The following is a 14,666-nucleotide window of genomic DNA, read 5'->3' as shown; positions in this document are numbered from 1 at the left end:
TTACGTCAGCACGCTGCGCCCCGCAACGCGCCCGGAAAACAGGCATCCTCCAAGGAAAGTGCCTTCAAGCGCGTTATATCCATGCATGCCGCCACCGCCGAAACCAGCCACCTCGCCAGCGGCATAAAGCCCCGGCACCGGCTCACCGCCGGCGTCCAGCACCCTCGCCTCAAGGTCGGTGTGCAGGCCACCCAGGGTCTTGCGCGTCAGCACATGCAAACGCACGGCAATCAAAGGCCCCATGGCAGGATCGAGCAGGCGATGCGGTTTCGCCGTTCGCATCAGCCGGTCACCGAGGTAACGGCGCGCACCGTGGATCGCCGTTACCTGCGTATCCTTGCTAAAGCCGTTTTCAATCTCACGGTCGCGCGCTTCGATCTGCCGGCGGATGTGGTTAGTGTCCAGACGATCATTTCCGGCGATGGCGTTCATCGCAGGCACCAATTCTTCCAGCGTATCACGAACGGCGAAATCCTCGCCCCGTTCCATGAAAGCCCGCACGGGTCCAGGCGGCTCCTTTCCCAACCTTTTCAGCAACAGGCGCATATTCTTGCCCGTCAGATCAGGATTCTGCTCCGAACCTGAAAGCGCGAACTCCTTCTTGATGATCGCTTTGGTCAGAATGAACCAACTGTAACCGCTGCCACGTTCACCCAGCATCTTCAGTGTGCCAAGCGTATCAAAGCCAGGCATGGCCGGCGCATGAAGCCGGTCACCATTCGCATCGCACCAGAAGGACGAAGGACCAGGCAGAATGCGTATGCCGTGACCTGGCCAGATCGGGTCGTGGTTTTTGACACCCTCGGTGTAATGCCACATGCGGTCACGGTTGATGACCCCGCCACCCGCCGCCTCGGTGATGGCGATCATGCGGCCGTCCACATGCGCCGGCACACCGCAAACCATGTTTTGCGGCGGCTGGCCCAGTCGTTCCACGGGCCAGTTGCGCCGCACCAGCTCCTGATTTCCGCCGATGCCGCCGGAACTGACAATGACCGCAGCAGCGGAAATACTGAATTCGCCCTGCTCTTCCCGGCTGCTCTCCTCTCCGCGTTGCACCGGATCGCTTGCAAGAACCGCGCCTGAAACGCCGGTCACCCCGCCATCAGCGATATCCAGCCGATCAACCCGGTGGCGGAAGTGGAAGGATAGTCGCCCATCTGCCGCGATAAGCTTTGCCTTTTTAACAAAGGGAGCAAGCACCCCGGGGCCTGTGCCCCAGGTGACATGGAAGCGTGGAACAGAATTGCCATGGCCATCGGCCAAACCGCCGCCACGCTCGGCCCAGCCGACAACGGGAAACCAGCGCATACCCATGCGGTACAGCCATTTCCGCTTCTCACTGGCAGCAAAATCGAGATAGGCCTCTGCCCAGCGACGCGGCCAGTGATCTTCCGGGCGATCAAAACCGGCCGAACCGAACCAGTCCTGCCTCGCAAGGTCGAGACTGTCTCGCACGCGCATCCGACGTTGTTCTGGGCTATCGATGAAAAACAGGCCGCCAAGCGACCAGAAGGCCTGTCCGCCCAGGTTCCGCTCACCCTCCTGATCAACCACGCAGACGCTGAGACCTCGCTCGGCAGCCTCCGTTGCCGCAACCAGCCCGGCAAGCCCCGCCCCGACAACGATCACATCATAGCGTTCCATCAGCCCCTCCCAGATATGACGGAATTACTTTTACGCGAACGTAAGTTTACTTTCGCCGGAAGGCAACCGCCCAGATGCGGTCCGCGATTTCAGCGCTCGGTCAGCTTGAGTTCGATACGGCGGTTCTGCTGCCGTGCCTCCGGTGAGTCACCTTCTGCAATCGGCTGATATTCTCCAAAGCCGGCAGCGACCAGACGGTTTGCCGGCACGCCCTTGGAGATCAGGAACTTCACAACCGAAGTGGCACGGGCCGAGGAGAGTTCCCAATTGTCGCGGTAGCGGCCGGAGCCGGACAGCTGGACATTATCCGTATGGCCATCGACGCGCAGGACCCAGTTGATCTCCGCCGGGATTTCCTTTGCGAGATCAAGCAGCGCGGTTGCGAGCTTCGCCATTTCCGCTTGCCCTTCCGGATTGAGTTCATTGCCGCCGGAAGGGAAGAGCACTTCGGATTGGAAGACAAATCGGTCGCCGACGATGCGGATGTTTTCACGATCGGACAGAATTTCGCGCAACCGCCCGAAGAAGTCGGACCGATAGCGGTTCAGTTCCTGCACCCGCTGCGCCAGCGCGACATTGAGGCGGCGGCCGAGATCGGCGATCTTGACCTGAGAAGAGGCATCCTTGGCTTCCGAGGCCTGCAGCGCGGCTTCGACTGAGGCAATCTGCGCCCTCAGTGCCGCAATCTGCTGGTTGAGCAACTCGATCTGCGCGGAGGCGCGGGAATTGGCCTGCCGTTGCTCGTCCAGTTCACCGGTGAGACTGCCGATACGGGCGTTGGCGCTGGCATTGTTGCCCGAGCCGGCGTCGAGCAGTGCCTGCAGCCGCGACCGTTCATTCTCAGACGCGGCAAGAGTGGATTGCAGGTTCGCCAAGGCGTCCTCTACATCCTGCTTGTTGCCCTTTTCCATGGCCAGAAGTTCGGTCAATTCGGCAATCTGGCTGTTGAGACGCGTCAGCACCTCGTCCTTGCCGGTAATCTCACGCGACAGCACGAATTGCGCGAGCACGAAGACCGTCAGCAAAAACATGATGGCCATCAGCAGCGTCGACAGCGCATCGACGAAGCCCGGCCAATAATCCACACCCCTGTCGCGGCGGCGGTTGCGCGCAAGCGCCATGGCTATTCGCTCCCGTTATCGTGCCGGGTGCGTCCGGAAGACTTCGTATCGCTGTCAATCCGCGCCGAAAGCCGGTCGAGCGTGCGGCGGAGCGATTTGGATTCCTCCTGTTGCGCCTCGATCCAGTCGCGCAACATCTGCTGTTCGCTGCGCATGTTCTTGACCAGACCCTGAATGCCTTCGGCAAGACTGGTCATGGCCGCGAGCGAACGCTCGGTGCTCACCACGGCCCCTGCGTCGCCCCGGGACTCCCTTGGGGCGTCCGTCGTATCCGTCACCGAGGAAAGCCAGTTTTCGAGCTGGGTGTAGAAACGGTTCTGGGCGCGGCCGGCCTGAAGATCGAGAAAACCGAGAATCAGCGAACCGGAGAGACCAAGCAGTGACGAGGAAAAGGCCGTTCCCATACCCGCCAGCGGCGCGGTGAGACCGGCCTTAAGCGAACCGAGAATATCATTGCTGTCACCGGCGCTTGGGTCGAGAGACTGGATGACGTTGCTGATGGCGCCAATGGTGCCGATAAGGCCCCAGAAGGTGCCGAGCAGGCCGAGAAATACCAGCAAGCCGACGAGATAACGCGAAGTATCACGCGTCTCGTCGAGGCGCGTTGCGATGGAATCGAGGATCGTGCGTTGCGTAACGGCAGAAAGGCGGACTTCACCGCGATTGCCGATCAGCGTGCTCATCGGCGCAAGCAGTTTGGGCGCGCGACCGACCTTTTCGACGCTGCCGGCGGCACGAAAGGCGTTGAACCAGCGGACTTCCGAACGCAGGCTCATCGTCTGCGTAAACACCAGAATGATGCCGATGGCGAGCACGCCGAGAATGAAGCCGTTGAGCCCCGGATTGGTCATGAAGGCGGTGTGCGCCTGCCGATAGAGAATCGCTGCCAGAAAGCCGACGAGGATCAGAAACAGAACCATAGTCCAGAGAAACGGTGTGGGGCTGGACAGCTTGTGGCTGTATTCCCGTGTGGTCACCGGTTTCTCGACGCCAAGATCGAGCAGCTCCGAATCCGCCATAACGTTCGCATTCCCTTTGGTCAGCTATCCAGCGGAAGCTATTTGAAAATTGCGACGATTTGAAGCGAAAAGCCGGTCTTTCGTCACAGGCCTTTCACGAAAAAAGGCACGGAGCCGGGCGAGGGAAAACAAAAACGCCCGGCGAACATTCGCCGGGCATCGAAAACTTGCAGAAAACGGCAGGTTTTCTGCTGAAAACCAATCAGCGGCCCGGAATAGGGCGGTTGGCCACCTCAACGAGCGCCTTGTGGATATATTCGTTGCCTGCAGCAACGGAACTGCTGCCGAAGATATCCGTGCCGCCCTTGATGTCGGAGGCGAAACCACCGGCTTCCCGAATCAGCACGAGGCCGGCCGCCATGTCCCATGGCGAAAGATCGGCTTCCCAGTAACCGTCGAGACGGCCAGCGGCGACATAGGCGAGATCGAGCGACGCCGCACCCATGCGACGGATGCCTGCAGCCTCCCCCATGACGTGACGGAGCTCGACCAGGAACTTGCCGTGGTTGCCGCGGCCGAGATGCGGCACGCCGCAGCCGATGACGCAATCCGTCAGCGCCTTGCGCGCGGCAACGCGGATGCGGCGATCGTTGAGGAACGCGCCGCCGCCACGCTCGGCGGTGTAGAGTTCGTCGGTGGCAGGATTGAAGATCACACCGGCGACGACTTCGCCGTTACGCTCAAGCGCGATGGAAACCGCAAAATGCGGAATGCCGTGCAGGAAGTTGGTTGTGCCATCAAGCGGATCGACGATCCAGCGATGTGCACCATCGGTTCCCTTTTCCTCGCCGCCTTCTTCACCCAGGAAATCATAGGTCGGGCGCGCCTTCATCAGCTCCTCGCGCACGATCTTCTCGGCCTTCAGATCCGCCTGCGAAACGAAGTCGCTCGGTCCCTTGACCGAGACCTGCAGGTTCTGCACTTCACCGAAGTCACGCGACAAAGACTTACCCGCCTTGATGGCGGCCTGAACCATGACATTGAGAAGGGCTGAACGGGCCATCGATGTTTTTTCCTGGAAAGCTTGCGAACCGCCCGGAAGCTCACCGGGCAGGCACGTCATTATTTTCTTGAATTGAAAGTTTGCGGTTCAAGACCACAAAACGCGCGGAAATTCAAGGTAAAAAGCCCATGGGTCAACCCCGGTCAGGGAACGCAACCCTTCCATTAGGTCGGACGGAAACGATTTGCGGCCTCGATCGCCTTCTTCTGCTGCTCGTCATTGATGCCGAGATAGAAGTCCTCGAGAGACGGATCCTTCAATCCGGCGCGGCGGGAAAGCACGTACCATTTGGCTGCCTCAACCGGATCAGGCCGGGTACCGAGTGCCTGAATATAGAGATGCGCAACCTTGTTCTGCGCCACGACATTACCGCGCTGTGCTGCGCCATAGAGCCAGCGGAAGCCTTCGTCGAGATTACGCTCGCCACCAAATCCGTTGACCAGCCAGATACCGAGATCGACCTGTGCAGTGTCATAGCCGGCCTTTGCGGCGCGCATCAACCAGTCGCGCGCCTTTGCCTTTTTCTCGGCCGGCACATCCTTCAAGGACCAGTAAATTTGCGATACCGCATATTGCGCATCGGCAATGCCCTGTTCGGCGGATTTTTCATAGAAGGGCAAAGCCATCAGCAGACCCTTGGCGCCCGGATTTTCCGAAACCAATATCTGGCCCCAGTTGAACTGGGCAGAGGCGTTGCCGGCTTCCGCTGCACGACGCATGAAATCATCGGCCTTCGCCTTGTCGCGCGTAACGAATTTTCCTTCCATCAGGATAAGGGCAAATTTGAACATGGCGACGGGATCGCCGCCCTGTGCGGCCTGCTGATACCAGAACGCGGCTGTTTTCTCGTCACGCGCAATGCCAAGTCCGCGCGACATCATTTCCGCCACCAGCGTCTGGGCGGGTGCGTCACCGTTCTGCGCGCGGTTCAGCGCCTTATCAAGCGCCTGCACATATTCGCCGCGCTGGAAATGGCCATAGGCCTCATCCACCCGGCCCTTGAATTCCTTCTCAGGCGGCAGTGCCGGCAGATCCGCACCCATGCGCTGATAGACGTTCACGCCGGCTGAAGGCTGCAAGTCCTTCTGCTCTTCGGATTGCACCCTGCCCTGACGGGTCGGCTGAGCCTCATTTTCCAGCTGTCGGGAAAGCGCATTGTTTTCACTCTGCGGCCCGGATTGAGCAAGAGCGACACCCGCCGACGCGCCGAAAGCAAACGCCAGCAGCGAAACTGAGAGGCAGAAATGAAGCGAGCGCATGATCATCGCCTGTATCAACCGTCAAACCGTGGCGCTTTTTCGTCAAGCAAAGCGTTGATTTCAGAAACGGCCTGGGCGGCGCCACCGACATTATCGAAAACACCGCTGCGCATAGCCACGAACTCCACGCCCGTCTCCGCCACGGCAACCACGGACGAGAGGTCCGTGCCGCCCATGACAATGGCGGGGATTTCGATCATCGACGCCCACCACTCACCGAGCGCCAGGTTCTTGGGATGCGCCTCGGGCTTGATGTCGCCTTCGAGCTTCCCGAAAAACACGTAATCCGGATTGGCCTCGCCCTGCTCCAGCGCCTTGTGGCGGTCATCGGCATTTCCGCCGCCGACGATCAGTTTTGGGGTGAATTTTTCCACAGCCTCCGAAAGCGCCTCGGCGTTACCGACCACATGCAGCCCGTCCGCCTTCACCCGGCCGGCGACACGGCTGTCACCGGCAATGAGCGCTGCGGCACCCGACGCCTGGACGAGGGGTACGATCAGTTCGGCGCGTTTCTGGAAAGCGGCGTCATCCAGACCGTATTGCGGAATGATGACCGAAGCGACATCGCCTCCCCGCAGCGCGGCTTCCACATCTGCCGCCTGCTTTTGCGCATCGTCCGATTGCGGGACGATCAGGACAAGGCGGCAACGGTCTTCAACAATGCTCATCGTTTCGTCCATTTCAGGCAGACGACGCTTCCGGCGCGATCTGCACTCGTTTTCATATGACAAATCCGATAAACCGGACCGGCGAAAGGATCAACCATACATCCATGCTGACCGATTTTCATTTTTATCTCGTCGCCATTCCCGCAGTGGTTCTCGTCGGCCTTTCCAAAGGGGGACTGGGCGGCGCGCTGGCGCTGATGGGCGTGCCACTGATGGCGCTTGCCGTATCGCCCGTACAGGCGGCGGCGATATTCCTGCCGATCCTGATCGTCATGGATATTGTCGCGCTCTTCGCCTGGCGGCACCACAACCATCGCCAGACGCTCCTTGTCATGCTGCCGGGGGCTATCGCCGGCATTGCGCTCGGCTGGGCAACTTCGAGCATGATCTCCGCAGATGCCATGCGTCTCGTCGTCGCCTCGGTCACGATCCTGTTCGTGTTGCGTTACTTTTATGAGAGTTTCAAAAGCCGCAACGGTCAGGAAATTCCGGCAAAACCGCAAAGGCCGGCCGCCGCCACGCTCTGGTCCAGCCTGTCCGGTTATGCGAGTTTCGTGGCCCATGCGGGTGGACCGCCCTTCCAGATCTACGTTCTGCCGCTGAAACTCGACCCGAAGACCTATACCGGCATGAGCGTGCGCTTCTTCGCCATCATGAATGTGATCAAGCTCATACCCTATTTCGCACTTGGCGCGCTCGACGCCACCAACCTCAAGACATCGGCAAGTCTGCTGCCCGTCGCGATGCTGGCGACGCTGGCCGGTGCAAGAGTGGTGAAATACCTTAAACCATCCGTGTTTTACCCGCTGATGTATGCAATGGCGTTGATTGCGGCACTGAAACTGCTGTGGGACGGACTGCCGTTCTAATACGGCAATGAAAAAGCTCTGGCAGCAGGTTTTCGCCGCCAGAGCTCGAAAGGGTCACACCGCCGACCCCTCATTCATCGAGGGCCAGCGATCTGCCATAAATCAATGTCTTGTGGAGGCTTTGAGCCTCTGGAGTTCATCCTTCAGGCGCAGTTTACGACGTTTAAGGTCCGCGATCTCTCTATCGTCAGACGACGGGGAAGCAAGAATACTTTCGAGCTCCTCCTCCAGAGCACCGTGTTTCTTTTCGAGCGATGCAATATGAGCCTGAATGGTCATGCGGCACGTCCTTCCTTTTTGAACCTACCTCCAGCTCTCCATCGCTGGAGTTTCAGGTTTGCGACGACAATGTGACACGGATCGGTCGGCTTGTCGAAGGCGAAATGAAGGCAATAAGTGGGCAATTTGGTCGCAACGGATAACTTCCCGTTACCGCGATTTGATGATAGAGGCTCGTGAACGATCACATACGCGCCGGAGGCTATCCGGCTGGCATAAAATGGGGATGACAAGATGCCCGATCAGGACCAGGCGGACATCAGGCTCACGCTGGCGCGGCTGCGCCAAGAGCATGAGGATTACGACGCGGCGATCAATGCGATGATCCAGACCAGCTGCGACGCGCTGCGGATACAACGCATGAAAAAGAAGAAGCTGGCCGTCAAGGACAAGATGACCCAGCTGGAAGATCAGGTCATTCCCGATATCATCGCCTGAGCCCGGAGACATTACGTGACAGCAGAAACGCCCCCCGTCGCCATCATCATGGGCAGCCAGTCCGACTGGGAGACCATGAAGAACGCCGCCGACACGCTGGATGCGCTCGACATCGAATACGAAGCCCGCATCATTTCCGCCCATCGCACCCCTGACCGGCTTTACGATTTCGCCAACGGCGCGAAAGACGAAGGCTTCAAGGTCATTATTGCGGGCGCCGGCGGCGCTGCCCATCTGCCGGGCATGACAGCTGCCATGACGCCGCTTCCGGTCTTCGGCGTTCCGGTCCAATCGAAGACCATGTCCGGTCAGGACAGCCTCTATTCCATCGTGCAGATGCCCGCCGGCATCCCTGTCGGCACGCTCGCCATCGGCAAGGCCGGCGCGATCAATGCGGCCCTTCTCGCGGCCGCGGTGCTGGCGCTTGGCGATGAAGACCTTGCCGATCGTCTGGACGCCTGGCGTGCGCGCCAGTCGGCGGCTGTCGCGGAATACCCCATGGACAGCGCCCAGTGACGACACACGACATGGCAAAGACAACCAACCTCACCATCGGCATCATCGGTGGCGGGCAACTCGGCCGCATGCTGGCGATGGCCGCGGCGCGTCTCAACCATCGTACCATCGTGCTGGAGCCGCAGGCGGATTGTCCCGCGGCACAGGCCTGCAACGACCAGATCGTGGCAGCATATGATGACGAAAACGCACTTGCGCAACTCGCAAGCCGCTGTGATGTCGTGACCTACGAATTCGAGAACGTGCCCGTTGCCGCAGCAGAAAAACTCAGCGCCTCGGTTCCCGTTTATCCGCCGGCACAGGCGCTCAGCGCCTCACAGGATCGCTTGACGGAAAAACGCTTCCTCAACGATTGCGGCATTCCTACCGCCGATTTCCGCGCCGTGGATAGCCAGGAAGAGCTGGAAGCCGCGCTGGCCGCCTTTGGCGGCAAAGGTGTGCTGAAAACCCGTCGCATGGGTTATGACGGCAAGGGCCAGCGCCTCTTCCGGGGTGGCGAAGACCTCGCGGGCGCGTTTGCAGCGCTTGGCGGCGTGCCGCTGATTCTTGAAAGCTTCATCGCCTTCGAACGCGAAATTTCGATCATCGCCGCCCGTTTCCGGGACGGGACCGTGACCTGTTACGATCCGGCCGAGAACGTTCATCTGAACGGCATCCTGCACACATCCACCGTGCCGGCCGCACTTTCGGATGCCGCAAGGGGTATTGCCGTGAAATCGGCGGAAAAGCTCCTGGCGGCTCTGGATTACGTCGGCGTTATCGGCATTGAGTTTTTCGTCCTGCCGGATGGATCGCTGGTCGCTAATGAAATGGCGCCCCGCGTACACAATACTGGCCACTGGACGGAGGCGGCCTGTGTGATCTCGCAATTCGAACAGCATATCCGAGCCGTATCGGGCCTTAACCCCGGCAACACGGATCGCCATTCCGACTGCATCATGACTAATCTGATCGGCGACGACATCAACGATGTACCGGCATGGCTGTCGAAAAAAGATTGTCTCGTGCACCTCTACGGCAAGACGGAAGCACGGCCGGGCCGCAAGATGGGCCACGTGACGCAGCTTCTGCACACAGGAAAAGCCTAGTCTTTTAAGGCAAAGACGCGGGCAAGTGTTGACAGGCAGGGCTCAAACAGGTATCTGCCTGCCAACCGAAAAGAGCGCGCCCCGTTGCGCGCTTTTGATTGTTTGAATAGCACGGCACAAACCGTGCAAAACTGCGGACCAGTAAAATGAAGATCAAGAATTCGCTTAAAGCGCTTAAGGCCCGTCATCGCGATAACCGCCTGGTTCGCCGCAAGGGCCGCGTCTACATCATCAACAAGCAGAACCCGCGCTTCAAGGCTCGTCAGGGCTGATTGACTGCGACTGCGGTTCGCGATCAGATCGCGGATCACTTTGTTGACAGACCAGAAGTTTGCATTTGATATTGGGCGCAGTCGGGTTAAGCTTTAACCCATGCGCCCAAATCGTTTTTGCACCGCTCTCATTATTGCTCAGGGCTTCATGGTCTCAAGCCTCGCGTTTGCGGGAACGGCTGCTGTTGCCCAAGCGGCAGACGGAAAGCCAGCTGTTGCTGTCGAATCGGCGCCATCACCCGCCAAGACAATCGACACGCTTTTCGCTTCGCTGAAAAAGGAACGGAATGCGGTCAAGGCGCGCAGCATCGTCAACCAGATCGCCTCCGAATGGAATGATTCCGGCAGCGCAACGATCAATCTCCTGATGCAATGGGCAGGCGAAGCTGCCGACGAAAAGCGCAACGCCGCCGCTTATGATTTTCTCGACCAGGTTGTTTTGCTCGATCCCGACTATGTGCAGGCGCCCTATCGCCGCGCGATGGTCCATTTCGCCGATGGCGACACCCGCAAGGCAATGGCGGATATCAACCTGACGCTGGAAAAAGAGCCGCGCTATTTACCTGCGCTTGCAAGCCTGGCCAACATCCTCGAAGCCTCCGGCCGCGACGAGCTGGCGCTGAAAGCCTGGGAGCGTTATCTGGCGCTTTATCCTGCAGACAAGGATGCCCGCAAGGAAGCCATCGACCTTTCAGAAAAGCTGGCTGGCACGCGCGGCTGATGTCGAGGGCAGTTTAAACAAAAATCGCCGCAGAAGCGGCGATTTTTCCATTGAGGCATTTTCAGCCGATCATTCCATGCCGAGCGCGGCCATATAAGTCTGAAGAATCGTTTCTTCCTCGATGCGCTCATTGGCATCCTTCTTGCGCAGGCGGATGATGGTGCGGATGGCCTTGGTATCGTACCCACGCCCCTTCGCTTCGCCCATGACATCCTTGATATCACCCTGAATAGCAGCCTTTTCTTCTTCGAGGCGCTCGACGCGCTCGATGAACTGACGCAGTTCGGCGGCGGCGACGGTTTCGGTGGTGCTGGTTTCGTCCATCATATCATCCTTCATTGGCGGCCCGCAGGTGGGCCTTGTTCATTCAAACTGGCAAGGCGTTCGCCGGTCGCTGCCAGCAGGCAGCAAAATTCAGGCCTGTGAACTGCCCACTGAAAGGCGTCCCGTCAAGTCGATTCCGTCGGTGAAGACTTATTCCTTGGGCCGGTTCTGCTCGAAAGCGGCTTTCTGGTCGCCACTCGCTTCGCCCTGGTATTTCTCTTTCCAGTCCTCATAGGGCATGCCGTAGACGATTTCCCGGGATTTTTCCTTGCTGAGCGAAACACCCGCTTCCTCGGCCGCTTCACGGTACCAGTTGGAAAGGCAGTTGCGGCAGAAGCCCGCGAGATTCATCAGGTCGATGTTCTGCACATCGTGGCGTTCGCGAAGATGTTTGACGAGACGCCGGAATGCGGCCGCCTCAAACTCGATCTGCCCGTTGTCGTTCTCATTTGTCATGGCGAAACTCCAGGCTCAATAGGGGCCGGTGCGGGAAGCGAACAGCTGATATTCATGCAGAACCGGATCGTCATTCATTGCGGCAAAAATGGGAGCGAGCCGGTCTGACCATTCGGCGATCCCCTCCTCGTTCCCGATCAGATCCTGCCTGACCTCCAGAAGTGCGTGCGGTATACCCTTCGCCATACAATGACGATACATGGTATCGCCCTTGAGTGCTCCGTCATAGGGTTCGTTGTCGCCGACGAGAATGTCGCCGGTAGCGCGCAGATGCGCCAGCAGCGGATCGACCGCGCGATGATCCGTATCCCACAGAACCGCCGCATGCCATGGCCTCGGCGTTTCCTTCCAGAACGGTGTATAGGAATGCAGTGACAGGACGAGCGGCGCTTCTTCCGAGGCCTCGGCCACACGGGTCAGCACGCTGTCCACGGCATTGTGATAAGGCCGATGAAAAGTCTCGATCCGCTTTTGCCATTCCTCGTCGGAAATCGGATGGTTTCCGGGGATGATCGCTCCGTCCGAGATTTTCATGATGAGAGTTGGATCATCCTCACCACGATTCGGATCGATCAGCAGCCGCGAGAAACGCCCGAGCACCGCCGGCACGCCAAGGCGCGCAGCCAGCGAGCGCGTTAGCCCCTCTATACCGATATCAAATGCGATGTGGCGATGAAAAGCGGTTTGCGGAAGACCAAGATTGCCGTAGTGTGCCGGCAGAAGGTTCATGGCGTGGTCTGCCAGCAGAACCATGCCTTTGTCATAATCGCCTTCTATGATTTCATAGGGTATGAAGTCGTTCATCGATGATTTTTCTGGGGCAGCATTGAGGAGAGAAACTTGATGGCATGGCTTGAGGCCGGGCGCAAGTTACGGCGGAAGAACAGCCATCTACCTTATCGCACTCACGATCCCACGAACAATATAATCGATTAAACTCGCGTTGACTTTCTTGGGCGGCCACGCCAAGAAGTGTGTTCATTATAACCATGGAATCCGGATGGAAGCCGTGACTCAGTCATCTCTCGCTCGTCCCCGCCACATCAGGCACCTCGCCCGTCTTTTTTCCATAGCGGCATTGTTTCTGACCCCTTTCATGATCGCGGCGCCCGCGTATGCGGATTTTCGCGTCTGCAACAGCACGCAGAATCTCGTGGGGGTCGCAATTGGCTATCGGGCACAGGAGGGCTGGGTCAGCGAAGGCTGGTGGCAGGTCCCCGCCTCGACCTGCGCGACGCTGATCGAAGGTGAACTGCAGTCACGTTATTATTATCTCTATGCCGAGGATGCCGCTCATGGCGGCCGCTGGACCGGTGACGTCAACATGTGCGTGGCGGAAAACGAGTTCAAGATCACCGGTGTGGATGATTGTTATGCCCGCAGCTTCCAGAGAATGGGTTTCAAGGAATATGACACGGGCAGACAGGGCAGCTGGATGGTCCAGCTTTCCGATACGCCAGGCACACAGGGAAATCAAAACTGATGAAGCGTAACCGCAAAGTCAAAATTCTTGCAACTCTCGGCCCTGCCTCCTCTGATGAGGCCATGATCGAAAAGCTGCATCTCGCCGGCGCGGATCTTTTCCGGATCAACATGAGCCATGCGAGCCACGACCTGATGCGGACGCTCATTCAGCGCATCCGTTCGGTCGAGAGCCGCAACGGCCGCCCCATCGGCATTCTGGCCGACCTGCAGGGTCCCAAGCTGCGCGTCGGAAAATTTGCGGAAGGCAAGGTCGAGCTCGTACCTGGCCAGACCTTCACCCTTGATAACAACGACGCACCTGGCGACAACACCCGCGTTTTCCTGCCGCACCCCGAAATTCTCGAGGCGGTCAAACCGGGCCATCGCCTGCTGATCGATGACGGCAAGCTGCATCTGCGCGCTGAAAAGAGCGACGGCAAGAGCATCGTCACCACGGTCATTTCCGGCACGCGCATTTCCGACCGCAAGGGTATCAGCCTGCCCGACACTCTGCTCGGCGTCGGCGTTCTCACCGACAAGGACCGCGTCGACCTCGATGCCGTGCTGGAAACCAACGAGGTAGACTGGGTCGCGCTTTCCTTCGTCCAGCGTCCTGAGGACCTGGCTGAAGTGCGCAAGATCGCACGCGGCCGCGTCGGCCTTATGTCCAAGATCGAAAAGCCGCAGGCGGTCGAGCGCATCGAAGAAATCATCGAGCTTTCTGACGCCCTGATGGTTGCCCGTGGCGACCTTGGCGTCGAAATGCCGCTGGAAGCCGTTCCCGGCATTCAGAAGCAGCTGACCCGCGCCTGCCGCCGCGCAGGCAAGCCGGTCGTGGTTGCCACGCAGATGCTCGAATCGATGATAACAGCGCCTGTACCGACCCGCGCTGAAGTGTCCGACGTCGCCACCGCCGTCTTCGAAGGCGCTGACGCGATCATGCTCTCTGCCGAGTCTGCCTCTGGCGATTATCCGGTCGAAGCCGTTTCCACCATGGCCTCCATCGCAAGCACCGTGGAACAGGATCCGCATTATTCCAACATCATCTACGCGCAGCGCGCCCAGCCGGAACCGACAGGCGCCGATGCGATTTCGCTGGCCGCCCGCCAGATTGCCGAAACCCTGAAGCTTGCGGCGATCGTCACCTACACATCTTCGGGCACGACAGGTCTGCGCGCGTCGCGTGAGCGGCCGCAGGTTCCGATCATCGCCCTTTCGCCGATCATCCAGACCGCACGCCGACTGTCGGTTGTCTGGGGTCTGCACTGCGTCGTCACCGGCGACGCCAGCGATCTGGACGACATGGTGAACCGCGCTTGTCGCATCGTCGTTTCCGAAGGCTTCGGCAAGCCGGGTGACCGTATCATCATCTCCGCCGGCGTTCCGCTCGGCACACCCGGCGCGACCAACATGGTGCGTATTGCCTATATCGGCTCGGACGGCCAGAGCGGCGTCTGACGGACAGATATCAGGAACAAAAAAACCCGCCGTCACCGGCGGGTTTTTTATTGGCCTCTCGGGC

General features: G+C 59.3%; 18 protein-coding genes. 8 read left to right on the top strand and 10 right to left on the bottom strand.

Annotated elements, in window-relative coordinates:
* The 6 genes from AGR2A_RS20755 to AGR2A_RS20730 all read right to left on the bottom strand — a co-directional run bounded on the left by AGR2A_RS20755 (position 1) and on the right by AGR2A_RS20730 (position 6,717).
* Positions 1–1,647 carry an FAD-binding dehydrogenase gene (locus tag AGR2A_RS20755; protein ID WP_072493299.1) on the bottom strand — a complete coding sequence of 549 codons (1,647 nt, stop codon included), beginning with the start codon at positions 1,645–1,647 and terminating at the stop codon, positions 1–3.
* 89 nt (positions 1,648–1,736) lie between these two features.
* Positions 1,737–2,768, bottom strand: coding sequence for a peptidoglycan -binding protein (locus tag AGR2A_RS20750; RefSeq protein ID WP_072493300.1), 1,032 nt, complete (start codon positions 2,766–2,768; stop codon positions 1,737–1,739).
* Positions 2,769–2,770: 2 nt separating this feature from the next.
* Positions 2,771–3,787: a flagellar motor protein MotA gene (locus AGR2A_RS20745; RefSeq protein WP_072493301.1), complete on the bottom strand. Its 1,017-nt coding sequence runs from the start codon at positions 3,785–3,787 to the stop codon at positions 2,771–2,773.
* A 202-nt stretch (positions 3,788–3,989) separates the two neighbouring features.
* Complete coding sequence (locus AGR2A_RS20740; protein ID WP_004445792.1) at positions 3,990–4,790, bottom strand: inositol monophosphatase family protein; 801 nt, start codon at positions 4,788–4,790, stop codon at positions 3,990–3,992.
* Between the two features lie 164 nt (positions 4,791–4,954).
* Positions 4,955–6,055, bottom strand: a complete 1,101-nt coding sequence (locus AGR2A_RS20735) for a tetratricopeptide repeat protein (RefSeq protein WP_072493302.1) — start codon at positions 6,053–6,055, stop codon at positions 4,955–4,957.
* An 8-nt stretch (positions 6,056–6,063) separates the two neighbouring features.
* Complete coding sequence (locus AGR2A_RS20730; protein ID WP_034497636.1) at positions 6,064–6,717, bottom strand: thiamine phosphate synthase; 654 nt, start codon at positions 6,715–6,717, stop codon at positions 6,064–6,066.
* 104 nt (positions 6,718–6,821) lie between these two features.
* Here AGR2A_RS20730 and AGR2A_RS20725 point away from each other — a divergent pair, with 104 nt between their 5' ends.
* Positions 6,822–7,586: a sulfite exporter TauE/SafE family protein gene (locus AGR2A_RS20725; protein WP_072493303.1), complete on the top strand. Its 765-nt coding sequence runs from the start codon at positions 6,822–6,824 to the stop codon at positions 7,584–7,586.
* Positions 7,587–7,688: 102 nt separating this feature from the next.
* Here AGR2A_RS20725 and AGR2A_RS20720 read toward each other — a convergent pair whose 3' ends face one another.
* Entirely contained in the window at positions 7,689–7,865 is a 177-nt protein-coding gene (locus AGR2A_RS20720; RefSeq protein WP_003506164.1) for a YdcH family protein, read from the bottom strand.
* Between the two features lie 234 nt (positions 7,866–8,099).
* Between AGR2A_RS20720 and AGR2A_RS20715 the strand changes: the two genes are divergently transcribed.
* The 5 genes from AGR2A_RS20715 to AGR2A_RS20695 all read left to right on the top strand — a co-directional run bounded on the left by AGR2A_RS20715 (position 8,100) and on the right by AGR2A_RS20695 (position 10,900).
* A complete protein-coding gene (locus AGR2A_RS20715) occupies positions 8,100–8,303 on the top strand; it encodes a YdcH family protein (RefSeq protein WP_003497661.1) in 204 nt (67 codons plus the stop codon).
* Positions 8,304–8,351: 48 nt separating this feature from the next.
* A complete protein-coding gene (gene purE, locus AGR2A_RS20710) occupies positions 8,352–8,819 on the top strand; it encodes a 5-(carboxyamino)imidazole ribonucleotide mutase (protein WP_034497641.1) in 468 nt (155 codons plus the stop codon).
* Positions 8,820–8,830: 11 nt separating this feature from the next.
* Complete coding sequence (locus AGR2A_RS20705; protein ID WP_072493304.1) at positions 8,831–9,907, top strand: 5-(carboxyamino)imidazole ribonucleotide synthase; 1,077 nt, start codon at positions 8,831–8,833, stop codon at positions 9,905–9,907.
* Between the two features lie 146 nt (positions 9,908–10,053).
* Complete coding sequence (gene ykgO, locus AGR2A_RS20700; RefSeq protein ID WP_003497670.1) at positions 10,054–10,179, top strand: type B 50S ribosomal protein L36; 126 nt, start codon at positions 10,054–10,056, stop codon at positions 10,177–10,179.
* Between the two features lie 100 nt (positions 10,180–10,279).
* Positions 10,280–10,900, top strand: coding sequence for a tetratricopeptide repeat protein (locus AGR2A_RS20695; protein WP_072493305.1), 621 nt, complete (start codon positions 10,280–10,282; stop codon positions 10,898–10,900).
* Between the two features lie 69 nt (positions 10,901–10,969).
* Here the strand turns inward: AGR2A_RS20695 and AGR2A_RS20690 are convergent, their stop codons facing one another.
* From AGR2A_RS20690 to AGR2A_RS20680, 3 genes are all read right to left on the bottom strand, one after another.
* Positions 10,970–11,227, bottom strand: coding sequence for a DUF2312 domain-containing protein (locus tag AGR2A_RS20690; RefSeq protein ID WP_006314683.1), 258 nt, complete (start codon positions 11,225–11,227; stop codon positions 10,970–10,972).
* A gap of 147 nt (positions 11,228–11,374) precedes the next feature.
* Complete coding sequence (locus tag AGR2A_RS20685) at positions 11,375–11,680, bottom strand: DUF1244 domain-containing protein (protein WP_072493306.1); 306 nt, start codon at positions 11,678–11,680, stop codon at positions 11,375–11,377.
* Between the two features lie 15 nt (positions 11,681–11,695).
* A complete protein-coding gene (locus AGR2A_RS20680; RefSeq protein ID WP_004445811.1) occupies positions 11,696–12,484 on the bottom strand; it encodes an N-formylglutamate amidohydrolase in 789 nt (262 codons plus the stop codon).
* A 292-nt stretch (positions 12,485–12,776) separates the two neighbouring features.
* On the opposite strand from AGR2A_RS20680, the gene AGR2A_RS20675 reads away from it, so the two are divergent.
* Together AGR2A_RS20675 and pyk are read left to right on the top strand one after the other, a co-directional pair.
* Entirely contained in the window at positions 12,777–13,163 is a 387-nt protein-coding gene (locus tag AGR2A_RS20675) for a DUF1036 domain-containing protein (protein ID WP_318252556.1), read from the top strand.
* Positions 13,163–14,602 (top strand): pyruvate kinase, encoded by a 1,440-nt coding sequence (gene pyk, locus AGR2A_RS20670; RefSeq protein WP_004445813.1) that lies wholly within the window; start codon positions 13,163–13,165, stop codon positions 14,600–14,602. The genes AGR2A_RS20675 and pyk overlap by 1 nt, the downstream gene beginning before the upstream one ends.
* The last annotated feature ends 64 nt before the right edge of the window (positions 14,603–14,666 follow it).

It is taken from the genome of Agrobacterium genomosp. 2 str. CFBP 5494, assembly GCF_900013495.1.
Lineage (GTDB): Bacteria > Pseudomonadota > Alphaproteobacteria > Rhizobiales > Rhizobiaceae > Agrobacterium > Agrobacterium pusense.
This window is presented reverse-complemented; position numbering and strand designations above follow the sequence as displayed.